This is a genomic window from Pedococcus sp. P2_D7, from assembly GCF_056404295.1.
This window is the reverse complement of sequence record NZ_JBFUEH010000004.1, coordinates 443,681-467,934: the sequence shown is the minus strand read 5'-3', so window position 1 is coordinate 467,934 and position 24,254 is coordinate 443,681. Positions and strand designations below refer to the sequence as shown.

The window sequence follows — 24,254 nt, the reverse complement described above, 5'->3', positions numbered from 1 at the left end:
GGACTCAGCCTCGAGGGTATGCCGGGAAGCGGGTCACGAGGTCCGTGACCCCCGCGCGAACCTCCTTGGAGACGGCGTGGTCGGGGTCCGCGTCACCGCGGATGACCGCTGTGGCGATGAGCTCGGCGATCTCCCGCATCTCGTCGGTGCCCATGCCCTGGGTGGTGACGCAGGGCGTGCCGACCCGGATGCCGCTGGCGATGTTGGGCTTCTGCGGGTCGAACGGGATGGCGTTCTTGTTGAGGACGATGCCGGCCGCGTCGGACCGAGCCTCCGCGTCGGCACCGGTCACACCGACGCCCTGCAGGTCGTGGAGCGAGAGATGGGTGTCGGTGCCACCCGTGGTGGGACGAATACCCTTCTCCCCCAAGGCGGTTGCCAACACCGCCGCGTTCTCGACGACCCGCTTGGCGTAGTCCTGGTAGGCAGTGGTGGCGCACTCCTTGAAGTTCACCGCCTTGGCCGCGATGGTGTGCATCTGCGGGCCGCCCTGCATCATCGGGAAGACCGCCTTGTCGAGCTTGGCGGCGTGCTCCTCCTTGCAGACCAGCGCTCCGGAGCGCGGGCCGCGCAGCACCTTGTGGGTCGTGAAGGTGACGACGTCGGCGTAGGGCACCGGGCTGGGGATCGCCTTGCCTGCGACCAGGCCGATGAAGTGCGCGGCGTCGACCCAGAAGATCGCCCCGACCTCGTCGGCCAGCTTGCGGAAGAACTCGAAGTCGATGAGCCGCGGGATCGCCGACCCGCCGGCGAGGATCACCTTCGGACGGTGCTCCTTGGCGAGCCGCTCGACCTCGGCGTAGTCGATGTCCTCGGTCTGCTTGTCGACGCCGTAGTGCACGGCGTTGAACCACTTGCCCGAGAAGGAGACCTTGGTGCCGTGCGTGAGGTGGCCGCCCATCGGCAGGGCCATCGCGAGGATCGTCTCGCCCGGCTGCATGAACGCGCCGTAGACGGCCTGGTTGGCGCTCGCGCCGGAGTGCGGCTGGACGTTGGCGTGGTCGGCGTCGAACAGCGACGTGCACCGCTCGATCGCGAGCGTCTCGGCCTTGTCGACCTCGGAGCAGCCGCCGTAGTAGCGGCGTCCGGGGTAGCCCTCGGCGTACTTGTTGGACAACGTCGAGCCGAGGGCGGTGAGGACCTCGGGGCTCGACATGTTCTCCGAGGCGATGAGCTGGAGGCCGCCGCGGATGCGGTCGAGCTCGGAGACGAGCACCCCCGCGATCTCGGGGTCGAACGACTCGAGGGCGCCGAAGTCGGAGCCGTAGAAGGTGTCAGCGCTCATGCGGGTCTCCTGGGAGGGTGCTGTCGGTGCCGTCGAAGCTGCGGGTGGCGGGATCCGCGGGCAACTCTATTGCCTGGGTCCCCTCGGCCTCCGGGGTGCCCGACGCGTCGTCGGGCCCGTCGGTGGGCTGGTCTGCCGAGTCGGCCACGGGCTCGTCTGCCGTCTCGGCCACGGGCTCGTCTGCCGTCTCGGCCACTGGTTCGTCCGCCTGGGGCGCGGCGGCCTCGCCGGGCGCCTCGGCCTCCGTGGAGGGGTCCGGCTCCTTCGGCTCGAGCGCAGCCCGGATCTGCGCCTCGGTGACTGCACCGGCCCGCAGCACGACGAACTCCTCGCCCGTGCAGTCGACGATCGTCGACACCTCGGTGCTGGTGGTCGGCCCGCCGTCGAGGTAGACCGACACCGCCGCCCCGAGCTGCGACGCGGCATCCGTGGCCGTCGTGGCCGCGGGCTGCCCGGTGAGGTTGGCGCTGGTCACGGCCATCGGGCCGACCTCGCTCAGCACCGCGAGCGCGATGTCGTCCTGCGGCATGCGCAGCGCCACCGTGCCGTTCGTCTCGCCGAGGTCCCACATCAGCGACGACTGCGCCTTGAAGACCAGGGTCAGTGGCCCGGGCCAGAACTCGCGGATCAGGTCACGGGCCCAGGCGGGCACGTCAGTGGCGAGGCCGTCGACCGTGCGCACGCTGGGCACCAGCACGGGCGGGGGCATCTCGCGTCCGCGGCCCTTCGCGGCCAGCAGGGACGCGACCGCCTCGGCGGAGAAGGCATCGGCGCCCACGCCGTAGACGGTGTCGGTCGGCAGGACGACGATCTCGCCGGCGCGGACGGCCTCGACCGCCTTCGCGACGCCGTCGCGGCGACCCTCGTCGGTGGTGCAGTCGTAGACGGGGCTCATGGTGGCCAGCCTAGGACCCCCTCCCCCAGCCCTCTCACCCGAGTCTTTGAGTCATCCGGCGGACGGGGGCCGTCGGATCACCCAACGACTCGGGTGAGGTGGGGCGGTGCGTCACGTCCCGACGGCTACGTGGTTTCCCGGATCCGAGGAAGCACGCCCCGGTCCTAGCGTGCACACATGACCACAGCACATCGGCCGGCGAGGGTCGCCATCGCCATCGCCGCCGCCGCGGCGCTCACGGCCGCAGCCGCGGGTGCGGCCCAGGCCAACGCCCCGTCGGAACACTCCACGTTCACGATCGACGAGTCCGGGTCGCTCGACGCAGACGTCTGTGGCTTCGCCATGGACTGGCACGACACCGGTCGCGGGAGCGCCCTGCTCCACGAGGACCCGCGGTCGGGGGACGAGCTCATCCTGCAACGACTCGACCTCACCTCCGTCTTCACCAACCCCACCAACGGCGACTGGTTCGGGCTCAGCGGCCACTGGTCCGAGCACCTCTTGCCGGCCACGGTGATGCCCGACGGGACGGTCGTCAGCGTGCTCAAGGAGCCGGGCAACCGCCACAACCTCTTCGACGGGTCAGGCATCATCAGCCGGGACACGGGGCTGACGACGTGGACGTTCACCTACGACCCGGCCACCGACACCGAGGAGGCCGGCGTCGAGGTCCACGGCAGGTTCCCGCTGGCCGGCTCGGACTTCTGCGCGATCGCGCAGGCCCTGATCGGCTGACCCGACGCGATGCCGGGCCGCTACGTCGGGTGCACGATGGCGTGCCGTCCGCGCGGGGGGACCATGTCGGGATGACCGAGATCTCCTCGCCGACCACCGACGAGCTGGCCGAGCGGGTCTTCGGCGCCCTCCTGGGCACGGTCGACATCCTGTCGGTCTTCCTGGGCGACCGCCTGGGGTGGTACCGCAGCCTGGTGTCCGACGGCCCGGCGACCCCGCCCCAGCTCGCCGCCCGCACGTCCACCCATGCGCGCTACGCCCGCGAGTGGCTGGAGCAGCAGGCGGTCACCGGTTTCCTCGCCCTCGACCACCCCGACGACGACCCCGACGCCAGGGTCTACTCGATCCCGACGGCCACCGCCGAGGTGATGACCGACGAGGCCAGCCTCAGCTACCTCGCCCCCTTGGCGCGGATGTTCGCCGCCATCGGTCCACAGCTGCCCGACCTCCTCGAGGCCTACCGCTCGGGCGGCGGGGTCAGCTGGGACCAGCTCGGCACCGAGGCGCGGGAGTCCCAGGCCGATGGCAACCGGCCGTGGTACCAGCACCAGCTCGCCAACGCCCTCGCGGGCGTGCCGCAGGTGCACGAGGCGCTGTCCGCACCGGGCGCCGTCATCGCCGACGTCGGGTGCGGGGGCGGCTGGTCGAGCATCGCGCTCGCCAAGGCCTACCCCGAGGCGACGGTGGAGGGCTTCGACATCGACGCACCGTCGGTTGCCATGGCCACGGCCAACGCCGCGGAGCAGGGCGTCGACGACCGGGTGCGGTTCACCGCGGGCGACGCAGCCGGTATGCCGCGCAGCCGGTTCACGGCCGCGTTCGCCTTCGAGTGCGTGCACGACATGCCCCAGCCCGTGGCGGTGCTCGCGGCCGCGCGCGCCTCGTTGGCGCCCGGGGGGTTCGTGGTCGTCATGGACGAGGCCGTCGCGGAGGAGTTCTCCCCACACGGCGACGAGCTCGAGCGCGTCATGTACGGCTTCAGCCTGCTCGTCTGCCTGCCCGACGGGATGTCTGCTCCCGGCAGTGTGGGGACCGGCACCGTCATGCGCCCGGCCACCCTGCGTCGCTATGCCGAAGCGGCCGGCTTCACCGGGTTCGAGATCCTCCCCATCGAGGAGTTCGGGTTCTGGCGGTTCTACCTGTTGACGTGAACGCAGCCTGGTGACGGGAGGCAGCTGGTCACGCGCGTGGAGCCCGGCGCGCAGTGGTGGCGCGGGGCCGGCCGGTGAGGTCGTCGTGGTCGGCGACGTCCGTCCACTCACCCGTGCGCCCGAGTCCGTGCGGCAGGCTCACGCCCTGGCTGTCGGCGTGCTCCATCACCAGGAGGCCGCCGGGACGCAAGAGCTGGGCGGCACGACGCGCGACCGCGAGCGGGATGGCCAGCCCGTCAGGGCTTCCGCCGAAGAGCGCGAGCTCCGGGTCGTGGTCGCGCACCTCCGGGTCGAGCGGCACCATCCCCACCGGGATGTAGGGCGGGTTCGACACCACGACGTCGACCGTGCCCTCCAGCTCTGGGAAGGCCTCGGTCGCGTCGCCGAGCCGCAGGTGCACGGCCAGACCGGAGTCGGTGACGTTGCGCTCGGCCCAGGCGTGCGCCTCGCGACCCAGCTCCACGGCATACACCGTCGCGGTCGACACCTCGTCGGCGACGGCGAGGGCGATGGCACCCGAACCGGTGCACAGGTCGACCACGACGGGCGCCTCGAGGCCCAGTGCAGCGTCGATCGCCAGCCCAGCCACGAACTCGGTCTCGGGCCGTGGCACGAAGACCCCCGGCCCGACGCTCAGGTCGAGCCGTCGAAACCCGGCGCGACCGGTCAGGTGCTGCAACGGGATCCGCGCCCCGCGGTCCGCGACGAGACCCGCGTAGCGATCGCGGAAGCCGGCGTCGGCCTCGTCGAGCATCACCATGCGACGCCCGACCTCGGCGACATCGGTGCCGAGGGCGAACGCGGCCAGCGCGAGGGCGTCCGCCTCCGGCGACGGCACGCCGTCCTCGGCGAGCGCGACGGTGGCCCGCACGACCTCCGATCGGAGCGTCGTCACGGACCCGAGCCGTCGGCGACCGCGGCCATCTGCGCGGCCTCGTCGGCGTCGACCGCGGACTGCACAACCGCCTCGAGGTCACCGTCGAGCACGGTGTCGAGGTTGTAGGACTTGTAGCCGGTGCGGTGGTCGGAGATGCGGTTCTCCGGGAAGTTGTAGGTGCGGATCCGCTCGCTGCGGTCGACCGTGCGGACCTGCGAACGCCGGGCGGCACTGGCCTCGGCGTCGGCCGCCTCCTTGGCGAGTGCGTGCAGGCGGGCACGCAGCACGCGCATCGCCGACTCCTTGTTCTGGAGCTGGCTCTTCTCGTTCTGGCACGAGACCACCACCCCGGTGGGTAGGTGCGTGATCCGCACCGCCGAGTCGGTGGTGTTGACCGACTGGCCACCGGGCCCGGACGAGCGGTAGACGTCGATCTTGAGGTCGTTGGCGTCGATGGTGATCTCGACCTCCTCGGCCTCGGGCATCACCAGGACGCCCGCCGCGGAGGTGTGGATGCGCCCCTGGCTCTCGGTCACGGGGACGCGTTGCACCCGGTGCACCCCGCCCTCGTACTTCAGCCGGGCCCACGGTGCGTCTCCCGGCTGCGGGGTGCCCTTGGCCTTCACCGCCACCTGGACGTCCTTGTAGCCACCGAGGTCGGACTCGGTCGCGTCGATGACCTCGGTCTTCCACCCGCGCCGCTCGGCGTAGCGCAGGTACATCCGCAGCAGGTCACCGGCGAACAGCGCCGACTCCTCGCCGCCCTCGCCCGCCTTGACCTCGAGGATCACGTCGCGGTCGTCGTCGGGGTCGCGCGGGATGAGCAGGCGCCGCAGCACGTCCTCGGTCTCGGCCAGCCTCGCCTCGAGACCGGGCACCTCCGCGGCAAAGCCCGCGTCCTCGGTGGCGAGCTCGCGGGCGGCCGCCAGGTCGTCGGTCGCCGCGTGCCACGCGTGGTATGCCGCGACGGTGGGTGCCAGCGCGGCATACCGCTTGTTCAGCTTGCGGACGAGGTCCTGGTCGCCGAACACCGCGGGGTCGGCCAGCTGCTTCTCGAGGTCGGCGTGCTCCTGGACGAGGGCTGCGGCGGACTCCAACATGGGGGCTCCCTGAGGCGGTACGGGTGGTGCGGGGGTGGTGCGGGGGTGGTGCGGGGAAAGCAGTGCGCCGGCCCCGACCCCAGGGGGTCAGGACCGGCGCATCGGGAAAGCTACTTGCTCTCGGCAGCGGCCTTCTTGCCGTAGCGGGCCTCGAACCGGGCCACGCGGCCACCGGTGTCGAGGATCTTCTGCTTGCCGGTGTAGAACGGGTGGCACTGCGAGCACACCTCGGCGCGGATGACGCCGGAGGTCGCAGTGCTGCGAGTCGTGAACGTGGACCCACAGGTGCAGCTCACCGTGGTCTCGACGTACTCGGGGTGGATGTCCTTCTGCAAAGCGTGCTCCTTGAGTCAATGTGGCCGGGTCGGCTGGGCGGGCTGCCCTGGAGGTGTCCATGCCGTGAACCGGTCAGCAGTCAAGTGTGCCAGAGAGCGGCGCACATCTCCTAAACGGTGTGGACCAGCCTGCCATTCCCCGCCGGGAGCACCACCGTCATCACCGTGCCCTGGTCCTCGACCGAGGCGACCTGGAGCTCTCCGCCGTGCCCCTCGACGATCGCTCGCACGATCGCCAGGCCCAGTCCGGTGCCGGGGATCGCGGCGGCGGTGGCGTTCGACGCACGGAAGAACCGGGCGAACAGGTCCGGCAGGTCCTTCTCGGGGATCCCGATGCCCGTGTCGGTCACCGTGATCACCACCTGGTCGTCGACCTGGATCGCGGCGATCGTCGCCTGGCCACCCGAGGGGGTGAACTTCACGGCGTTGGAAACGAGGTTGATGAGACTGCGTTCGAGCTGGCCACGGTCAACCCGGATGGTCATCGCCGGGTCGACGGCGTCGACCACCAGGGACACCCCCGCGGCATCGGCCACCGGACGGAGCAGCTCGGCGACGCCGGCGACGAGTGAGTCGACCCCGACATCCTCGGTCGACGAGTGGAGGCCGGTGACCTCGATCTTGTTGAGGACGAGGAGGTCCTCGATGAGGCCACGCAACCGGTGGGAGTTGCGGCCGATGATGTCGAGCGCGCCGCGCTGACCGCTCGTGAGGTCTCCGTAGTCGCCGTCCTGGAGCAGCTCGAGGTAGCCGTTGATGGAGGTCAGCGGGGTCCGCAGCTCGTGCGACACGGTCGCCATGAAGTCGGTCTTCTGCCGGTCGAGCGCGGTCAGCTGGTCGACCTGGGCCTCCCGCATCTCGCGCAGCCGGAGGTCGACGATCGACTGGGCGACATAAGCGGCGCACTGCTGCACCGCCTGGATCTCGTAGCGACGCCACCGTCGCGGGCCGTCGACGGTCATCAGCGACAGGACGCCGAGACCCTGCTCGCCGATGCCCACGGGCACCATGAGGAGCGACGTGGCACCGGTCGCCCGGAAGAACCGCTGAGCCCGGTCCTGGGCCTGCACCTCCGGGTGGAGGAAGTCGGAGACCACGAAGAACGTCGCCTGCCGCCGCAGCTCGTCGCCCACGGCCTTGACCTCACCGGCCAGCGAGGCCGGGAGGATCGGCAGCTCGGGCAGGTCGTGACGATGCCACTGGGTCCGCTGGTCTATCACCCCCGACTCGTCGTGGGTGTAGAGGATGACCCGGTCGAGCGACAGACCCTCCCCGAGCATCGTGCACACCGCGTGCAGGGCGGTGTCGATCTCTGGCGCGCCGTGCACCACCCGGGCGACGTCCAGGGCGAGCTGGTGGGCCAGCAGGACCACCGACTGTTGCTCCTGCAGCGCCTGGTTGGAGCGGGTCAGGCCGTTGAAGTCGGCCGCCAGCGCGCGGATCTCCGCAGCCCCCGTTCCGGTGTCAGCCTGGGCGTCGCGGTCACCGTCACGCTGACGCTCGACGACCGATCGGAGCCGCTCCAGGGGACCACTGACCGAGCGCACCAGCAGCCGCCACCCACTGAGCACGATGACCATCGCCAGCAGGACCGTGACGGCCGCGATACCGACGAGCAGCTGGACGGAGCGCCGCGCCGCGTTCCGGGCCGCGTCACGCTCGACCCGGAGTACGTCGTACAGGCTGCGGTTGCTGTCGCTGAAGGCGCGGAACCGGTCCCTCGCGGCGGTCTCGAGGACCTCGCGCTGCGGCTGGCTGCGCGCCATGCCGTCATCGGCGGCCTCCGCCGACCTGAACCAGGCGTCGATGGCCGCTCGCTGGGTGTCCAGCAAGGCGGCATACCGGGTGCGGTCCTCGGCTGGCAGCGACGGCGAGGACAGGGCACGCTCCATGGCGGCGAGCTCCACGGAAACCAGGTTCTGCGTGCCGCGGTAGCTGATCGGTGGGGCGGAGCCGCCCAGCAGCTGGCTCCACGTCACATAGGCCCCGGTCATGTCGATGAGGACGGCGTTGTTGGCATCGGAGGCCGGGCTGTACGAGGTCGTCAGCGCGCGGATGTCGCGACTCTGGCTGGTGAGGTTCCACAGCGATGCCGCGGCCACGACCGGGATCAACAGCACCAGGGCCAGGCCGAGGACCTTGAGCTGGCCGGAGACCGATCGGCTCGCGAGCTTGGTCACTCGCCAGCCTCGTCGAAGCCGGTCCGGGTCATGACACCCCACACCTGCTTCTTGCGCCGCAGGCTGGCCCACCAGCCCTCCAGCCGCCACCACACGGTGAGCTGCCGGAAGCCGAAGTTCTCCAGCACCGACGCCAGGAAGGTCAGGCCCAGGTCGCGCCAGCGTTCGTGCCGGTGGAAGGCCCACTCCTCGGCAGCCATCGCCGACAGGGTCACGAGGACGGCCAGGCCGTAGGCCAGCACGAGGAAGAGGATCGCGTAGGGGACGTTCACGACGCCCAGGACGAGGGCCAGCGGGACGATGATGATGCCGAACATCTCCAGCAGTGGCGCGAAGAGCTCGAAGATCCAGAAGTACGGCAGCGCGACGAAGCCGACCTTGCCGTAGCGCGGCCGCAAGAGCATGCCGCGGTAGGCCCACAGGGTCTCCCACAGCCCACGGTGCCAGCGTCGGCGCTGGCTGCGCAGGACCGAGGTGGTTGACGGGACCTCGGTCCAGAGCACCGGCTCGGGCACGAAGGCGACCTGGTAGTCACGGCCCTCGTCGCGCATCGTGCGGTGGATCCGCAGGACCAGCTCGAAGTCCTCGCCGATGCTGTCGGGGTCGAGCCCACCCACCTCGACGATGACGTCGCGGCGGAAGATGCCGAAGGCCCCGCTGATCAGGATCAGGGCGCCGAACCGCGCCCACCCGGTGCGCCCGAGCAGGAACGCACGCAGGTACTCGACGACCTGGATCCTGGCCAGCCACGACGTGGGCATCTGGACCTTGACGATCCGCCCGGACACCACCCGGCTCCCGTTGACCGGGCGGATCGCGCCGCCCGCCGCCACCATGCGGTTCGGGTCGTCGACGAACGGCTGGGTGACGCGCAGCAGTGCGTCGGGCTCGAGGATGGAGTCGGCGTCCACCATGGCGACCAGGGACTCGGTCGCGGCGTTGACCCCGACGTTGATGGCCTCCGACCGCCCCGAGTTCTCCTTGCGCACGACGATGAGGCGAGTGCGGCCGTCGCGGGGCACGTGCACGTCGATGACCCGCGCCCGGGTCGGCACGTCCTGCGGGATCTCGCGCGGGATGGGGACGAGGTCGAAGGCGTCACGGAGCCGCTCGAACGTGGCGTCGGTGCTGCCGTCGTCGACCGCCACGACCTCGTGCCGCGGATAGCGCAGGGACAGCAGCGCCTGCACTGCCGTGACGATCCCGGCCTCCTCGTTGTAGGCGGGGACGAGGAGTGAGACCCCCGGGGTCAGGGCGCCCCCGAAGGTCTCGACGACCGCTTCACGACGTCGGTGCTGCGCCCGGAAGTCGATGAAGGCCAGCCCGATGAGGGCCAGGTAGGAGAGGTTGATGACCGCGAAGTAGATGAGGATCGGCAACGACGTGATGCTCATGAGCCACACCACGGTCGCCCGCAGGCCGTCGACGAAGCCGTCCCAGCTCATGAAGGGGTCCCCTGCAGCCGGGCGACGGCCCGTGCACTCTCGATCGAGGCGCTCGTGGGCGCGCCGTCGACCGCCGATTGACCGACCGGCCCGAGCCTGAGCAGCGAGGTGGCCGCGATCTCGGCGAGCCGGGGGTCGGGGTCGGCCAGCAGGGCACTCAACCCGTCGACGGCGGACGGGTCGCCGAGGTCACCCAGGGCGGCCGCGCAGGCGCGGCGCAGCTCGCTGGGCTGCTGGTCCCCCGTGCCCTCCAGGAGCACGGCGACGTCGGCGGTGCGCCCCATCCGGCCGAGCGCGACGGCCGAGGTGGCCCGGACGACGGGGTCCTCGTCGGTCGTGAGCGAGAGCCGCAACAGGTCGATCGACCGCGTGAAGCTCCCCTCCCCGCTGAGGTATGCCGCGACCGTGCGGGTCGTGGGGCTGGCAGCCAGGAGTCCGTCGCGCAGGGCGTCGGCGATGCCGACCCCCAGCTGCTCCAGGGCGTCGCCGGCCGGGCCGGCCGGGACGGCGCGGTCGGCGCCGACCGCCGCGAGGAGGGGGGCAGCGGCGCTGGGCTCCCTGAGGAGACCGAGGGCGCGGGTCGCTGCGACGCGCACCTCGGGGGCGGGGTCCCGCAGGGCGTCGACGATCAGGGGCAGGGACGCTCCCACGTGGCAGAGCCCGAGGATGTGGGCCGCGCGAGCTCGGCGGATGGTGCTCCGGTGCTTGAGGTCGTGGGGTGCCCGGTCGACCGCCCCGTGCGCCAGGAGGATCGCGGCGAGCTCCTCGGCGGGGACGCCGCGCACCTTGGTGAGCAGGTCGACCAGCGCGTCGTCCAACGCCTCACGGGCCGGTCCGTCCACGGCGATCAGCGCGTCGCGGTGGGTGCCGTCCTCGTCCTCGCCCGAGCCCACGGCGAGCAGGTCGGCGCGATGGGGGGCGACCAGGGCCGAGGTGCGCCGGTCACGCAGGGTGCGCGTCACCTTCGTGGTGACGATCACCAGCACGAGAGCCAGGCACGCCAGCAGGACCAGGGCGCAGGAGCCCCAGAGAATGCCCCGGGTGCTCACCTGACGCGGGCCAGGATCCCGTTGACGCGGTGCAGCAGCTCCCGGGGGCTGAAGGGCTTGATCACGTAGTCGTCGGCTCCGACGGCGAAGCCGGTGTCCACGTCGCTGTCGCGTGACTTGGCGCTCAGCATCAGGACCGGCACCGTGGCCGCGCCGCTCTCGCGGATCTTGCGCAGGACGTCGATCCCGGAGAGGCCGGGCATCATCACGTCGAGGATGACCAGCGCCGGAGGTTCCGTCTGGAACGCCTCCCAGGCGCTCAGGCCGTCACCGACCGCCTCCACGGCATACCCGGCCTGGGTGAGCTTGAACTCCACCAGGTCGCGAATGTCCGGGTCGTCGTCGGCGACGAGCACTCGGATTCCCTCAGCCGCGGTCACTGCCAGTCCTCTCGTCGTCATGCAAATGGATGAGCCCGAACCAAATGTACGTGCTCAGGACCCGTTCTTCGCGCTCATCGGGCACTCCGACGGCACTGCAGAGCAAACCCACAGACCTCGGGGCTCCCCGTCGTCCCACAGAGCGGACGACAGGACAGCGGCCCGGCGCCTGTTCGGCGCCGGGCCGCCGGTCGGATTGGCACCGAACCGGGCGTCAGTCCTTGTCGTCGTCGTCGATGCGGATCGAGGAGTTCTGCTGGACCTGCATGAGGAACTCGATGTTGCTCTTGGTCTTCTTGATCCGGTCGATGAGGAGCTCGATGCCCTGCTGCTGGTCGAGCGCGGCCAGCACCCGGCGGAGCTTCCACATGATCTTGAGCTCGTCGCCCGACAGGAGGATCTCCTCCTTGCGGGTGCCCGAGTTGTTGATGTCGACCGCCGGGAAGATCCGACGGTTGGCCAGGCCACGGTCGAGCTTGAGCTCCATGTTGCCGGTGCCCTTGAACTCCTCGAAGATCACCTCGTCCATCCGCGAGCCGGTCTCCACCAGCGCGGTGGCGAGGATCGTGAGCGAGCCACCGTTCTCGATGTTGCGGGCCGCGCCGAAGAACTTCTTGGGCGGGTACAGCGCCGCCGAGTCGACGCCACCGGACAGGATCCGGCCGCTCGCCGGGGCAGCGAGGTTGTAGGCGCGTCCCAGCTTGGTGATCGAGTCGAGGAGCACGACGACGTCGTGGCCCATCTCGACGAGCCGCTTGGCCCGCTCGATGGCCAGCTCGGCCACCGTCGTGTGGTCCTCGGCAGGACGGTCGAAGGTCGAGGAGATGACCTCGCCCTTGACCGCACGCTGCATGTCGGTGACCTCTTCGGGCCGCTCGTCCACGAGGACGACCATGAGGTGGCACTCGGGGTTGTTCGTCGTGATCGCGTTGGCGATCGCCTGCATGACCATCGTCTTGCCGGCCTTGGCGGGCGCGACGATGAGGCCGCGCTGGCCCTTGCCGATCGGGGCGACCAGGTCGATGACCCGAGTGGTCAGGACGCTGGGGTCGGTCTCGAGCCGCAGGCGCTGCTGGGGGTACAGCGGCGTGAGCTTGCCGAACTCGACGCGCTTGCGGGCGTCATCGGGTGACATGCCGTTCACGGTGTCGAGGCGGACCAGCGCGTTGAACTTCTGCCGCTGGTTCTGCTGGGCGTCCTCGCGCTGCGCCTTGACGGCACCGGTGACGGCGTCGCCCTTGCGCATGCCGTTCTTCTTCACCATCCCCAGGGGGACGTAGACGTCGCCCGGACCCGGCAGGTAACCGGAGGTGCGCACGAAGGCGTAGTTGTCGAGGACGTCGAGGATGCCGGCCACGGGCACGAGGACGTCGTCCTCCTCGACCATGGGCTCGTTCTCGTAGTCGTTGCCGTAGTCGCCGCGCTGGCCCCGCTTGTCGCGGTTGCGGTTGCGGTTGCGGTTACGACGGCGTCCGCCGCGACCCTCACCGTCGTCGTCGTAGCCCTGGTTGCCCTGCTGGCCCTGCTGGCCCTGCTGGCCCTGGCCGCCCTGGCCCGGGTTGCGGTTGCCGCGGTCGTCACGGTCATCGCGGTCGTCCCGGTCGTTCTGGGGACGGTCGTCGCGGTGCTGGCGGTCGTCGCGGTTCTGGCGGTCGGCCTGCTGGCGGTCCTGCCGGTCCTGCTGGCGCTCGTCGCGGCTCTGGCGCTCGCGACGGTCCCCCTGCTGCCGGTCCTGCTGGCGCTCGTCCCGGTCCGACGCGCCCTGGTCCTGCTGGTCGCGGTGCGAACGGTCACCCTGCTGGCGGTCAGCCGGTTGGCGGTCACCCTGCTGACGGTCTGCCCGGGTGCGGTTCTGGCGGTCACCCTGCTGGCGGTCACCCTGCTGGCGTTCGCCCTGCTGGCGGTCGGCGCGGTCCTGGCGGCCGTCGTCCGAGCCGGACTCGCGACCCTCCGCTGCCCGGCCTTCGGCCAGGTCGACCTGCTCACGGACGGCACGGTCGGCGCGCTCGGCCCGCTGGGCGCGGTCCGGGCGCTCACCGCGGGTCGGCTGCGGCTCGGTGGTCGCGGGCGCCTCGGTCTGCGCCGGGCGGTCCTGCGGCGGAGCGCTGCGGCGCGCGGGCGCGCCGGCACCGGACTGGCGGTCCTTGATGGCGGTGACGAGGTCACCCTTGCGCATCTTGGCGGTACCGGTGATGCCCATGCTCGCGGCCAGGCCCTGCAGCTCGGCCACCTTCATGGTGCCCAGTGCGCCGGAGCGACGCGGCTTCTCGTCCTGCGTACCCGCAGTGTCGAGAGTGGTGGTGTCTGTCACGAAGGATCCTTCCCCCTCGTTCGCGGCCGGTGTTCAGATCCCGGACCGGTGCTTGGGTCAGGCGTGCTGACCGATGGAGCCACATGCAGCACAGCGAGGCGTGGCAGCGCCGAGGCCGCCGACATGTGGTGGGTGCAGTTCGCCACTGGATGCGCAAGAGGAGGCATCGGCTGCGAGTGCGCTCACAATGTAACACCGTTGGGTGCCTCGTCAGTCCAGTGTGCCCAGATGGGCGTCACGTGTCCTGGCCGGGTGGCAGGTCGCTGACCTGCGCCCCGGTCGCCGGGATGCCCGGGTCCAACACCGTCCAGTCGTCGCTGGTCAGGGCCTTGACGGCGGGCGCTCCATCCCCGCGGGTGAGGACCAGGACCGACGGTCCCGCCCCGGAGATCACTGCCGCGTGGCCGGCTCCACGGAGCGCGTCGACGAGGTCCATGGACGCGGCGAACGAGTCGCGCCGGGCCTCCTGGTGGAGCCACTCGCGGGTCGCGTCGAGCAGGTGCTCCGGGTGCGCGGTCAGGGCCTGCACGAGCAGGGCGGCGCGAGCCGAGTTCAGCGCGGCGTCACCGTGGCGGATCTGGGTCGGCAGCACCGACCGGGCCTTCGCGGTCGAGAGCTGCGTCGCCGGCACGAGCACCAGCGCGTGCACCTCGGGGTGCGGCTTGAGACGCAGGGTGCGCGTCCCCTCGTCCGGCGAGTCGGACCAGGAGAGGGTGAGCCCGCCATAGACCGAGGCCGACGAGTTGTCGGGGTGCCCCTCGAGGCGCGCCGCGAGGTCGTTGGCGAAGGCGAGGTCGGGACCCTCGGCGACCCCGCGGCATACATCGTGAAGTCCTTGTGCCGCAACGATTCCGGTCACGATCGCGGTCGCCGATGACCCAAGGCCCCGGCCGTGCGGCACCTCGTTGACGCAGCTCAGGTGCAGACCGCGAGGCGGTGCGACGCCGAGCTCGTCCCAGGCCCGCAGCATGGTGCGCACGACGAGGTGGGTGGCGTCACGGGGGACGTCGGCGGCTCCCTCCCCCTGGACGTCGACCGTGATGCCTGGCTCGTCGGTGACCGTGGCCACGCAGGTGTCCCAGAGCCCGAGGGCGAGCCCGACCGAGTCGAAGCCCGGCCCGAGGTTGGCGCTGCTGGCCGGCACCCGCGCCTGGACGGAGCTGCCGACGACGAGCTCGGCCATCAGTCCTGCAGACCCAGCGCCTGCGCCGCAGTGAACGCGTCGACCTGGACCCGGGTCGGGGTGACGTCCGAGCCGTCGGCGTTGCGCAGCGCCCACTGCGGGTCCTTGAGGCCGTGACCGGTGACGGTGCAGACGATCGTGGCGCCGGCCGGGACCTGGCCCGCCTCGGCGGCCTGCAACAGACCTGCGACCGACGCGGCGGAGCCGGGCTCGACGAAGATGCCCTCCCGGGCGCTCAGGATGCGGTGGGCGATGAGGATCTGCTCGTCGGTGACGGACTCGATGCGGCCACCCGAGTCGTCGCGCGCGGCCTCGGCCTGCTTCCACGAAGCGGGGTTGCCGATGCGGATCGCGGTGGCGATGGTGTCGGGGTCGTCGACGGGGTGACCGAGGACGATCGGTGCCGCGCCGGCCGCCTGGAAGCCCCACATCTGGGGGAGCTTGGTCGCGGGGCCGGGCTGCTCGCTGCCGCGGTGGTACTCGCGGTAACCCTTCCAGTAGGCCGTGATGTTGCCGGCGTTGCCGACCGGGAGGCAGTGGATGTCGGGAGCGTCGCCCAGCGCGTCGACGACCTCGAACGACGCCGTCTTCTGACCCTCGATCCGAGCCGGGTTGACCGAGTTGACCAGCTCGACCGGGTAGGACTCGGCGAGCTTGCGCGCCAAGGTGAGGCAGTCGTCGAAGTTGCCGTCCACCTGGAGCAGGGTCGCGCCGTGCGCGATGGCCTGGCTGAGCTTGCCCATCGCGATCTTGCCGTCGGGCACGAGGACCGCGCAGGCCATGCCGGCCTTCGTGGCGTATGCCGCGGCGCTGGCACTGGTGTTGCCGGTCGACGCGCAGATCACCGCCTTGGCGCCGTTCTTGGCCGCCATCGAGATCGCTGCGGTCATGCCGCGGTCCTTGAACGACGCGGTCGGGTTGAGCCCCTCGTACTTGACGAAGACGACCGCACCGGTCAGCTCCGACAGGTGCTCTGCCGGGATCAGCGGGGTGCCGCCCTCCTGGAGCGTCACCACCGGCGCACCCGCGAGCATCGGGAGGCGGTCGGCATACTCACGGATCACACCGCGCCACAGGGTGGCCATCAGGCGCCCTCCACCCGCATCACGGAGACGACCTCGCGGACGGTGTCGAGTCGCACGAGGGCCTCGACCGTGGCGGACAGCGCGGCATCGGGGGCGGTGTGGGTCACGACGATGAGGTTCGCACGGGTCTCCCCCAGCTCGCCGTCCGGGCCCTGGGGCTCGGCGGCGATGATGTGCTGGCGCACCGTCTCGATCGACACCCCGTGCTCGGCGAACGACGTCGCGACCTGGGCGAGGACGCCCGGACGGTCGGCTACGTCGAGGCTGATGTGGTACCTCGTCAACGCCTGACCCATCTCGAGGACGGGCAGGTCGGCGTAGGCCGACTCGCCGTGCCCTCGGCCGCCACCCACGCGGTGACGGGCCACCGCGACGACGTCACCGAGGACCGCGCTGGCCGTGGGGTCGCCACCCGCGCCCTTGCCGTAGAACATCAGCTGACCCGCAGCGTCGGCCTCGACGAAGACGGCGTTGAACGCGTCACGGACGCCACCGAGGGGGTGCGACCGCGGGATCATCGCCGGGTGCACGCGCACGCTCACCCCGGCGGTCGTCGTGCCGTCGGGGCCGACCGTCTCGGTGCGCTCGCAGATGGCGAGCAGCTTGACGACACAGTCCATCTCGCGCGCGGCCTGGACGTCAGCAGCACTCACCTCGGTGATGCCCTCGCGGTAGACCTGGTCGCTCGACACCCGGGTGTGGAACGCCAGCGAGGCGAGGATCGCGGCCTTGGCCGCCGCGTCGAAGCCCTCGACGTCGGCGGTCGGGTCGGCCTCTGCGTAGCCGAGCGCCTGGGCCTGCTCGACCGCCTCGGCGAAGCCCAGCCCGGTCGAGTCCATCTTGTCGAGCACGTAGTTGGTGGTGCCGTTGACGATCCCGATGACCTTGCGCACCTCGTCGCCGGCGAGGGACTCGCGGATCGGGCGCAGGATGGGGATGGCTCCGGCCACGGCAGCCTCGTAGTAGAGGTCGACGCCGTGGGCGGCGGCCTCGGCGTAGAGCGCCGGGCCGGCCTCGGCGAGCAGCGCCTTGTTGGCCGACACGACGGAGGCGCCGCTCTTCATGGCGAGCTCGATGAGGCTGCGAGCCGGCTCGATGCCTCCGATGACCTCGATGACGATGTCGGCCCCGGTGATGATCGACTCGGCATCGGTGGTGAACAGCGCCGGGTCGACGGGCAGGTCGGAGCGGTCCTTGCCGGGCCGGCGCACGGCGATGCCGACCAGCTCGAGGGGCCGCCCCACCCGGGCGGCGAGGTCGTCGGCGTGCTCGGTGAGCATCCGGGCCACGGACGAGCCGACGACACCGCATCCGAGGAGGGCCACCCTCAGGGGCTCCACCGCCGTCACCTGCTGGCTCTCACTCACACCTGCTCCTCGCGCCCTCGTGGGGCTGTCTCACGGTCGGGCCCATCGTGACGGGTGACCACTTCGTGGACGCCCATTGTTCCGCCATCCGGACTGTAGCCGGGGGTCATCGGCTCAGCCGACGTCGAGGGCCAGCAGGTCGTCCACCGTCTCGCGCCGCACCAGCACCCTCGCCTGCCCGTCCCTGACCGCGATCACCGGGGGGCGTGGGGTGTGGTTGTACTGGCTGGCCATGCTCCGGCAGTAGGCACCGGTGCCCGGGACGGCGACCAGGTCACCGGCCGAGATGTCGTCCGGCAGGTACTCGTCCATGACGACGATGTCGCCGCTCTCGCAGTGCTTGCCGACCACGCGGGCCAGCCGCGGCGCGGCGTCGGAGTGCCGGCTGGCCAGCGTGCAGGAGTAGTCGGCGTCGTAGAGCGCGGTGCGGATGTTGTCGCTCATGCCGCCGTCCACCGAGACATAGGTGCGCTTGGCTCCCCCGCCCAGGTCGACGTCCTTGACGGTGCCCACCTCGTAGAGCGTGAAGGTGCTCGGACCGACGATGGCTCGCCCGGGCTCGATCGAGATGCGGGGGGTCGGGGTGTCCGGACCGCCGTCACCCACCGCCTTCAGCTCGCGTTCGACCAGGTCGGCCATCTGCTCACCGAGCTCTCCGGGGTGCAGCGGCGTGTGCTCCGAGGTGTAGGCGATGCCGTAGCCACCCCCGAGGTCCAGCTCCGGCATGTGGATCCCGTGCACACGGGCCACCTCGGCGTGCAGCCCGATGAGCCGTCGCGCGGACACCTCGAACCCGGACGTGTCGAAGATCTGGCTCCCGATGTGGGAGTGCAGCCCGAGCAGGTCGAGCTGGGCGCTCCGCTCGACGATCCGCGAGACCGCCTCGGCAGCCTGGCCGCCGGCCAGCGAGAACCCGAACTTCTGGTCCTCGTGCGCCGTGGCGATGAACTCGTGGGTGTGCGCCTCCACGCCCACCGTGACGCGCACCATGACCGGGGCGCGCACCCCCAGCTCGCCGGCAACCGCGGCCACCCGGTCGATCTCCTCGAACGAGTCGACGACGATCCGCCCCACGCCGTAGGCCAGGGCCTGACGGATCTCGGCGAGCGACTTGTTGTTGCCGTGTAGGCCGATCCGCGCCGCGGGGAACCCCGCACGCTGCGCCACGGCGAGCTCACCACCGGAGCAGACGTCGAGGCACAGGCCCTCCTCGGCCACCCAGCGGGCCACCTCGGTGCAGAGGAAGGCCTTGCCGGCGTAGAAGACGTCGACCCCACCGAGGGCAGCGAAGGGCGCACCGAACTCGTCGCGGAATGCCCGCGCCCGGGCGCGGAAGTCAGCCTCGTCGACCACGTATGCCGCGGTGCCGAACTCGCGGGCGATGCTCACCACGTCGAGTCCCCCGACCGTCAGGCGGCCCTCCTCGTCACGGCCGACCGTCTGGGGCCACAGCTGCGGCATCAGCTCCATGACGTCGGTGGGCCAGGGCAGCCAGTGGGGTGGTCCGCCATACCCCTCGGCGTGGAGGGCTCCCGCCTCGTGAGCGCGCATGGGCTACATCCTGTCGGGTGCGGAGACTCCCAGGAGGTCCAGTCCGTTGGCCAAGACCTGCCTGGTCGCGTCGTTGAGCCACAGCCTGGTCCGGTGCAGGTCGGTGATCTCCTCGTCGGCGGTCATCGGGCGCACGCGGCAGGTGTCGTACCACTTGTGGAAGTGGCCGGCGAGGTCCTCGAGGTAGCGGGCCACCCGGTGGGGCTCGCGCAGGTGGGCCGCCTGGGCGACGACCCGGGGGAAGTCGCCGAGGATGGCCAGCAGCGACGCCTCGGTCGGGTCGGTCAGCAGGGACGGGTCGAAGCCGTCGCTGCGGACGACGCCGTCCTCACCTGCCAGTCGGGCGACGTTGGAGGTGCGGGCGTGGGCGTACTGCACGTAGAAGACCGGGTTGTCGTTGGTCTGCTTGCGCAGCTCCTCGCCATCGAGCGACAGCGGGCTGTCGGCCGGGTAGCGGGACAGCGAGTAGCGGATCGCGTCGGTGCCGATCCAGTTGATCAGGTCGCGCAGCTCGATGATGTTGCCGGCCCGCTTGGACAGCTTGGCCCCACCGAGGTTGACCAGCTGGCCGATCTGGACCTCGATGTTGCGCTCGGGGTCGTCGCCAGCGCAGGCCGCGATCGCCTTGAGCCGGTTGATGTAGCCGTGGTGGTCGGCGCCGAGCAGGTAGATCTTCTCGTCGAACCCGCGGTCCTTCTTCGACAGGTAGTAGGCGGCGTCGGCTGCGAAGTAGGTGGGCTCCCCGTTGGCCCGGATGAGGACACGGTCCTTGTCGTCGGTGAAGTCGGTGGTGCGCAACCAGATCGCGCCGCCCTCGTCGAAGACGTGCCCCTGCTCGCGTAGCCGGTCGACGGCCTGCTCGACCGCACCGGACTCGTGCAGGGCCGCCTCGGAGAACCACACGTCGAAGTGCACGCCGAAGTCGGCGAGGGTGTCCTTGATGTCCTGCAGCTGCGCCTCGTAGGCCACCGACCGCGCCGCGGCCAGGGCCTCGTCGGCGGGGAGCTCGAGCAGGTCGGGACGGGCGGCGAGCGCCTGGGCGGCAAGGTCGTCGATGTAAGCGCCGGGGTAGCCCCCCTCGGGCGTGGGCTCCCCCTTCGCGCTCGCCAGGACCGAGGTGGCGAACTTGTCCATCTGCGCGCCGGCGTCGTTGATGTAGTACTCGGTCGTGACGGTCGCGCCCGACGTCTTGAGCAGGCGGCTCATGGCGTCGCCGAGCGCGGCCCACCGCGTGTGCCCGAGGTGGAGGGGTCCGGTCGGGTTGGCCGAGATGAACTCGACGTTGATGACGTGTCCGGCCTCGGAGTCGTTGCGGCCGTAAGCAGCACCGGCCTCGACGATGCTGCGGGCCAGCTCACCGGCCGACGCGGCGTCGAGGGTGATGTTGAGGAAGCCCGGCCCCGCGATGTCGACCGCCTTGACGCCCGGGACCTGGGCCAGGCGCTCGGCGAGCCGCGTGGCGACGTCGCGCGGCGGCATACCGGCTCCCTTGGCCAGCTGGAGCGCGACGTTCGTGGACCAGTCACCGTGGTCACGGTTCCTCGGGCGCTCCACGCGGACCTCCGCGGGCACGTCCACGGCGAAGTCGCCGGCGGCGACGGCTTCGGTGAGGGCGGTGCGGATGGCTGCGGAGAGCTCTTCGGGAGTCACCCGGTCAAGTCTAGGGCGCGGGTGAGTGCGCTCGTCCGTCGGCCATGAAGCCCGAGACGAGCTCGATGAGGTGGTCGGGATCGAAGGGCTTGGAGACGAAGGCGTCGAGTCCCGAACCCTGCGCCTGGACCCGGTCGTGCTGCTGCACCGAGGCCGTCACCATGATGACCGGAATGTCCGCCAGCCTCGGGTCGGCCCGGATCTGCGAGATCGTCCACCAGCCGTCGCGCGGGCTCATCTGTGCGTCGAGGGTGACCACCCCCGGGAGCCGGTCGAGCTCGTGCAGGGCAGCGATCAGCTCCTCGCCGTCGCCGGCCTCCCGCACCTCGTAGCCCTCCATCTCGAGGTTGACCCGGATGAGGCGCCTGATCTGCTCCGTGTCGTCGCAGACGTAGACGAGTCCCCCACGTTCCATGGGGGCCACCCTAGGCTGCTAACCTCTGCGGGCGCCTCCTTCACGGAGCGCACGTGTCGGCCCCCGTAGCTCAGGGGATAGAGCACCGCCCTCCGGAGGCGGGAGCGCAGGTTCGAATCCTGCCGGGGGCACCACAGGTCGAGAGGCCCGGAATGACTGTCCAGCCCAGCGCTGGACGTCGCTTCCGGGCCTCTCGTCATTCGGGACCGACTCGAAGTGGTTGCTGCCCTGGTACTCGGCCAGGACGCGGCGCTCACGCCAGACGAAATCGGCCCTGCACAGGAAGCCGCCACCGCGATGGGTGATCACGGCGTTGAGCTCCGGCTCCGGCAGTCCGGCGCGGTGGAAGACCAGTCGACAGCGGGACTCCATGGGTGAGTCGGAGCCAACCCGGATCAGTCCGAGGGCTGACCTGAGGGCGACCGCCCCTCTCGGCCGAACCCGCCGGAGGAGCGCATCCCGCAGCGGCGTGACGTCTGCGAGCCGCCGCGCCACGGCATCTCCGACCACCACCAGGTCGTCGAGCTCGAGAGCCTCGCCCAGGTCGCACCACGTGTCCTCGAGCGAGGTGAGGAGCAGTCCTTGGTTCCTGGCGGTCGCCCTGGACTCCAATCCGCGCCGACCGACGCACCCGCGCCTGCGGACCCGCGCCGCCGACGTCGTCCGCATTGACGTCGATCGGACCGTCCTCCAGCTCACGAGGGAAGGCAGGCCCCACAGCCGGGGAAGGCGCCGCGGTCAGCGCTGGGAGGCGTCGGTCACCTCGCCGACGAGCTCCTCGATGACGTCCTCGAGGAAGACGACGCCGATGTCGGTGCCCTCCGGGTCGACCACGCGTGCGAGGTGTGAGCCGGTGCGCTGCATGGTCCGCAGCACCTCCTCGACCTCGTCGGCGGCCTGCACCGTCGCCAGCTTGCGCACCCGCTTGACCGGGACGGCGATGTCGCGCTCGGTGTCGTCGGCGTAGAGCACGTCCTTGAGGTGCAGGTAGCCGGTGAGCTCGCCCGCGTTGTCCAGCATCGGATAGCGCGAGAACCCGCGCTTGGCGACGAGGCGCTCGACGTCGTCAGGGGTCGCCGTCAGGGGCAACGTGACGAGGTCGGACAGGGGGACGGCGACATCGACGGCGTCCTTGTCGCTGAACTCGAGGGCCGCGCCGACCAGCCCGTGCTGACCTTCCTCGATCAGCCCCTCGTGGCGGCTCTCGGCGAGGATGTGCTCGACTTCCTCGACCGTGAAGGCCGACGTGATCTCGTCCTTGGGCTCCACCCCGAACAGCCGCACCAGCGACTTCGCGATCGCCTCCATGACCGAGATGATCGGGCGCAGGGCCCGGGTGATGAACAGCAGCACCGGCACGAGGATCAGCGCCGAGCGCTCGGGTCCGGCGAGGGCGAGGTTCTTCGGGATCATCTCGCCGACGACCACGTGCAGGTAGACCACGATGAGCAGGGCCAGCGCGAGCGCCAGGCCGTCGGTCACCCCGTCGGGCAGACCGAGGTGGTGGACGACCGGTTCGAGCGCGTGGTGGAGGGCGGCCTCGGAGATGGCACCCAGCAGCACGGAGCAGACCGTGATGCCGAGCTGCGCGCAGGCGAGCAGCGAACCCATCTGCTCGAGGGCGTCGAGGCAGACCTGCGCCCGGCGGGATCCGTGTGCCGCCAGGGGTTCCAGCGTGGAACGCCGCGCCGCCATCGCCGCGAACTCGGCACCGACGAAGAACGCGTTGAGCAGCAGGAGCAGGGCGGTGACCCACACCGCGCCGGCGCTCACTTCGCCCCCTCCGCGTCGCGGCCACCGGCGGTCACCGAGCGACCGGCGCCGCGACCGGGTGCGGCCGGACCCCGCGGGGAACCCTCGACCGAGGTCCCCTCGTGCGAGTCCGAGTCGTCATGTTCCCCTGTCGGGACGAACCGGAGCCGGTCGGCCCGCATGCCGTCCATGGCCAGCACGGTGATCGCCCAGCCGGGGATGTCCACGGTGTCCCCAACGGTGGGGATCCGACCGAGCTCGGCCATGACGAAGCCACCGGTCGTCTCGTAGGCAGGGCCGTCGGGCACGACCGCACCCAGGCGCTCGCGCACCTCGTCGGGGCGCCAGAGGCCCGGCACCGTCCACGACCCGTCGGTGAACTCACGCCCGGTCGTGCGGAACACGTCATGCTCGTCGGACACCTCGCCGACGATCTCCTCGACGACGTCCTCGAGGGTCACGATGCCGGCCGTGCCGCCGTACTCGTCGACGACGATGGCGAGCTGGAGACCGTGCTCGCGCAGCATCAACAACAACGGGTCGAGCCGGATCGTCTCCGGCACCAGGAGGGGCGGCACCATGAGCGCCGACACCGGCACGTCGTCGCGGCGCTCGTGCGGGACGGCGATGGCCCGCTTCACGTGCACCACGCCGTCGATGTCGTCCCAGTCCTCGCCGGTCACCGGGAAGCGCGAGTGCCCGGTGCGCCGGGCGAGCCGGACGACGTCCTCTGCCGTGGCGGTGCGCTCGATGGACGACGCCCGCGCGCGAGGGCTCATGACGTCGGCTGCGGTCTGCTCCCCGAACCCGAGCGACTTGGTGACCAGCCGGGCGGTCCCCTCGTCGAGCGTCCCCGCCTCGGCGGAGCGGCGGACCAGCGAGGCCAGCTCCTGCGGGGTGCGGGCGCCCGACAGCTCCTCGCGGGGGGTGATGCCGAGTGCCCGCAGGAAGAGGTTGGCCGATCCGTTGAGCACGAAGATCAGCGGCCGGGCGACCAGCGCGAAGCCCCGCACCGGCATGGCGACGACCTTGGCGGTGGCGAGCGGGGCCGAGATGCCCAGGAACTGGGGCAGCAGCTCGCCGAACACCATCGAGAACACCGTGGCGATGAGCAGGGCGACGGCGTCAGCGACGGTGTCCAGGGTGGAGCCCCGGAGGCCCAGGGCCTGCAACGGTGTCTCCAGCAGCGCCCCGAGCGAGGGGGTGGCGAGGAACCCGAGGATCAGCGTGGTCAGCGTGATGCCCACCTGGGCCGCGGACAGCTGCGTCGAGAGCCGGCGCAGTGACCCCAGCACCACCTCGGCGCGGGCGTCCCCGGCATCCACGGCCTTCTGCACGGTCGGCCGGTCGAGTGCGACCAGCGAGAACTCGGTGGCCACGAAGACGGCCGTCCCGATCGTCAGCCCCACGCCGGTCAGGACCAGCAGCCATTCGGTCATAGTCCGGTCATCCTAGGGCCGCAACCCGGTTGACCCTGACCCCACGTCAGTTGGGAGGATGCCGGCATG

General features: G+C 71.1%; 20 protein-coding genes and 1 tRNA gene. 3 read left to right on the top strand and 18 right to left on the bottom strand.

All coding sequences use genetic code 11. The features are described 5' to 3' along the window. Positions 1-4: 4 nt before the first annotated feature. Both AC1DWJ_RS11420 and AC1DWJ_RS11415 read right to left on the bottom strand, forming a co-directional pair. Positions 5-1,285 (bottom strand): serine hydroxymethyltransferase, encoded by a 1,281-nt coding sequence (locus AC1DWJ_RS11420; RefSeq protein ID WP_457253509.1) that lies wholly within the window; start codon positions 1,283-1,285, stop codon positions 5-7. Then, on the bottom strand, positions 1,275-2,180 hold the full coding sequence (locus AC1DWJ_RS11415) for an L-threonylcarbamoyladenylate synthase (RefSeq protein ID WP_457253510.1): 906 nt from the start codon (positions 2,178-2,180) through the stop codon (positions 1,275-1,277). Before AC1DWJ_RS11415 ends, AC1DWJ_RS11420 begins: the two co-directional genes overlap by 11 nt. Positions 2,181-2,357: 177 nt before the next feature. On the opposite strand from AC1DWJ_RS11415, the gene AC1DWJ_RS11410 reads away from it, so the two are divergent. Together AC1DWJ_RS11410 and AC1DWJ_RS11405 are read left to right on the top strand one after the other, a co-directional pair. Then, positions 2,358-2,915, top strand: a complete 558-nt coding sequence (locus AC1DWJ_RS11410) for a hypothetical protein (protein ID WP_477620821.1) — start codon at positions 2,358-2,360, stop codon at positions 2,913-2,915. A 71-nt stretch (positions 2,916-2,986) separates the two neighbouring features. Then, a complete protein-coding gene (locus AC1DWJ_RS11405) occupies positions 2,987-4,066 on the top strand; it encodes a class I SAM-dependent methyltransferase (protein ID WP_477620820.1) in 1,080 nt (359 codons plus the stop codon). Between the two features lie 28 nt (positions 4,067-4,094). On the opposite strand, the gene prmC is transcribed toward AC1DWJ_RS11405, so the two are convergent. From prmC to AC1DWJ_RS11335, 14 genes are all read right to left on the bottom strand, one after another. Continuing rightward, positions 4,095-4,961, bottom strand: a complete 867-nt coding sequence (gene prmC / locus AC1DWJ_RS11400) for a peptide chain release factor N(5)-glutamine methyltransferase (protein WP_477620819.1) — start codon at positions 4,959-4,961, stop codon at positions 4,095-4,097. Next, a complete protein-coding gene (gene prfA, locus AC1DWJ_RS11395) occupies positions 4,958-6,043 on the bottom strand; it encodes a peptide chain release factor 1 (protein WP_477620818.1) in 1,086 nt (361 codons plus the stop codon). The genes prmC and prfA overlap by 4 nt, the downstream gene beginning before the upstream one ends. 110 nt (positions 6,044-6,153) lie before the next feature. Next, on the bottom strand, positions 6,154-6,378 hold the full coding sequence (gene rpmE / locus AC1DWJ_RS11390; protein ID WP_056922415.1) for a 50S ribosomal protein L31: 225 nt from the start codon (positions 6,376-6,378) through the stop codon (positions 6,154-6,156). 110 nt (positions 6,379-6,488) lie between these two features. Then, complete coding sequence (locus AC1DWJ_RS11385) at positions 6,489-8,558, bottom strand: sensor histidine kinase (protein WP_477620817.1); 2,070 nt, start codon at positions 8,556-8,558, stop codon at positions 6,489-6,491. Then, entirely contained in the window at positions 8,555-10,003 is a 1,449-nt protein-coding gene (locus AC1DWJ_RS11380) for a glycosyltransferase family 2 protein (RefSeq protein WP_457253516.1), read from the bottom strand. Before AC1DWJ_RS11380 ends, AC1DWJ_RS11385 begins: the two co-directional genes overlap by 4 nt. After that, positions 10,000-11,052 carry a HEAT repeat domain-containing protein gene (locus AC1DWJ_RS11375; RefSeq protein ID WP_477620816.1) on the bottom strand — a complete coding sequence of 351 codons (1,053 nt, stop codon included), beginning with the start codon at positions 11,050-11,052 and terminating at the stop codon, positions 10,000-10,002. Before AC1DWJ_RS11375 ends, AC1DWJ_RS11380 begins: the two co-directional genes overlap by 4 nt. Then, positions 11,049-11,432, bottom strand: a complete 384-nt coding sequence (locus AC1DWJ_RS11370; RefSeq protein ID WP_457253518.1) for a response regulator transcription factor — start codon at positions 11,430-11,432, stop codon at positions 11,049-11,051. The genes AC1DWJ_RS11375 and AC1DWJ_RS11370 overlap by 4 nt, the downstream gene beginning before the upstream one ends. Positions 11,433-11,646: 214 nt before the next feature. Next, positions 11,647-13,668, bottom strand: coding sequence for a transcription termination factor Rho (gene rho / locus AC1DWJ_RS11365; RefSeq protein ID WP_477620920.1), 2,022 nt, complete (start codon positions 13,666-13,668; stop codon positions 11,647-11,649). Positions 13,669-13,978: 310 nt separating this feature from the next. Beyond that, the gene (locus AC1DWJ_RS11360; protein ID WP_477620815.1) at positions 13,979-14,926 is read right to left on the bottom strand and encodes a homoserine kinase; all 948 of its coding nucleotides are present in this window, start codon (positions 14,924-14,926) and stop codon (positions 13,979-13,981) included. After that, a complete protein-coding gene (gene thrC, locus AC1DWJ_RS11355) occupies positions 14,926-16,011 on the bottom strand; it encodes a threonine synthase (RefSeq protein WP_457253521.1) in 1,086 nt (361 codons plus the stop codon). The genes AC1DWJ_RS11360 and thrC overlap by 1 nt, the downstream gene beginning before the upstream one ends. Beyond that, positions 16,011-17,378 (bottom strand): homoserine dehydrogenase, encoded by a 1,368-nt coding sequence (locus AC1DWJ_RS11350; RefSeq protein WP_477620814.1) that lies wholly within the window; start codon positions 17,376-17,378, stop codon positions 16,011-16,013. Before AC1DWJ_RS11350 ends, thrC begins: the two co-directional genes overlap by 1 nt. A gap of 114 nt (positions 17,379-17,492) precedes the next feature. Further along, on the bottom strand, positions 17,493-18,929 hold the full coding sequence (gene lysA / locus AC1DWJ_RS11345; RefSeq protein ID WP_477620813.1) for a diaminopimelate decarboxylase: 1,437 nt from the start codon (positions 18,927-18,929) through the stop codon (positions 17,493-17,495). A 3-nt stretch (positions 18,930-18,932) separates the two neighbouring features. Beyond that, the gene (argS, locus tag AC1DWJ_RS11340; protein ID WP_457253524.1) at positions 18,933-20,579 is read right to left on the bottom strand and encodes an arginine--tRNA ligase; all 1,647 of its coding nucleotides are present in this window, start codon (positions 20,577-20,579) and stop codon (positions 18,933-18,935) included. A 10-nt stretch (positions 20,580-20,589) separates the two neighbouring features. After that, on the bottom strand, positions 20,590-20,994 hold the full coding sequence (locus AC1DWJ_RS11335) for a response regulator (RefSeq protein ID WP_457253525.1): 405 nt from the start codon (positions 20,992-20,994) through the stop codon (positions 20,590-20,592). 59 nt (positions 20,995-21,053) lie between these two features. Between AC1DWJ_RS11335 and AC1DWJ_RS11330 the strand changes: the two genes are divergently transcribed. Next, positions 21,054-21,128, top strand: a tRNA-Arg gene (locus AC1DWJ_RS11330). Between the two features lie 604 nt (positions 21,129-21,732). On the opposite strand, the gene AC1DWJ_RS11325 is transcribed toward AC1DWJ_RS11330, so the two are convergent. Both AC1DWJ_RS11325 and AC1DWJ_RS11320 read right to left on the bottom strand, forming a co-directional pair. Continuing rightward, positions 21,733-22,767: a hemolysin family protein gene (locus AC1DWJ_RS11325; protein ID WP_457253526.1), complete on the bottom strand. Its 1,035-nt coding sequence runs from the start codon at positions 22,765-22,767 to the stop codon at positions 21,733-21,735. Continuing rightward, a complete protein-coding gene (locus AC1DWJ_RS11320; RefSeq protein WP_477620812.1) occupies positions 22,764-24,185 on the bottom strand; it encodes a hemolysin family protein in 1,422 nt (473 codons plus the stop codon). Before AC1DWJ_RS11320 ends, AC1DWJ_RS11325 begins: the two co-directional genes overlap by 4 nt. Positions 24,186-24,254 lie beyond the last annotated feature (69 nt).

What these genes read in the sequence shown, in the direction of transcription:
- AC1DWJ_RS11420 (WP_457253509.1), bottom strand. Translation starts at nt 1,285, where the DNA reads ATGAGCGCTGACACCTTCTACGGCTCCGACTTCGGCGCCCTCGAGTCG.
- AC1DWJ_RS11415 (WP_457253510.1), bottom strand. Translation starts at nt 2,180, where the DNA reads ATGAGCCCCGTCTACGACTGCACCACCGACGAGGGTCGCCGCGACGGC.
- AC1DWJ_RS11410 (WP_477620821.1), top strand. Translation starts at nt 2,358, where the DNA reads ATGACCACAGCACATCGGCCGGCGAGGGTCGCCATCGCCATCGCCGCC.
- AC1DWJ_RS11405 (WP_477620820.1), top strand. Translation starts at nt 2,987, where the DNA reads ATGACCGAGATCTCCTCGCCGACCACCGACGAGCTGGCCGAGCGGGTC.
- prfA (WP_477620818.1), bottom strand. Translation starts at nt 6,043, where the DNA reads ATGTTGGAGTCCGCCGCAGCCCTCGTCCAGGAGCACGCCGACCTCGAG.
- AC1DWJ_RS11380 (WP_457253516.1), bottom strand. Translation starts at nt 10,003, where the DNA reads ATGAGCTGGGACGGCTTCGTCGACGGCCTGCGGGCGACCGTGGTGTGG.
- rho (WP_477620920.1), bottom strand. Translation starts at nt 13,668, where the DNA reads ATGAAGGTGGCCGAGCTGCAGGGCCTGGCCGCGAGCATGGGCATCACC.
- AC1DWJ_RS11360 (WP_477620815.1), bottom strand. Translation starts at nt 14,926, where the DNA reads ATGGCCGAGCTCGTCGTCGGCAGCTCCGTCCAGGCGCGGGTGCCGGCC.
- thrC (WP_457253521.1), bottom strand. Translation starts at nt 16,011, where the DNA reads ATGGCCACCCTGTGGCGCGGTGTGATCCGTGAGTATGCCGACCGCCTC.
- lysA (WP_477620813.1), bottom strand. Translation starts at nt 18,929, where the DNA reads ATGCGCGCTCACGAGGCGGGAGCCCTCCACGCCGAGGGGTATGGCGGA.
- AC1DWJ_RS11335 (WP_457253525.1), bottom strand. Translation starts at nt 20,994, where the DNA reads ATGGAACGTGGGGGACTCGTCTACGTCTGCGACGACACGGAGCAGATC.
- AC1DWJ_RS11320 (WP_477620812.1), bottom strand. Translation starts at nt 24,185, where the DNA reads ATGACCGAATGGCTGCTGGTCCTGACCGGCGTGGGGCTGACGATCGGG.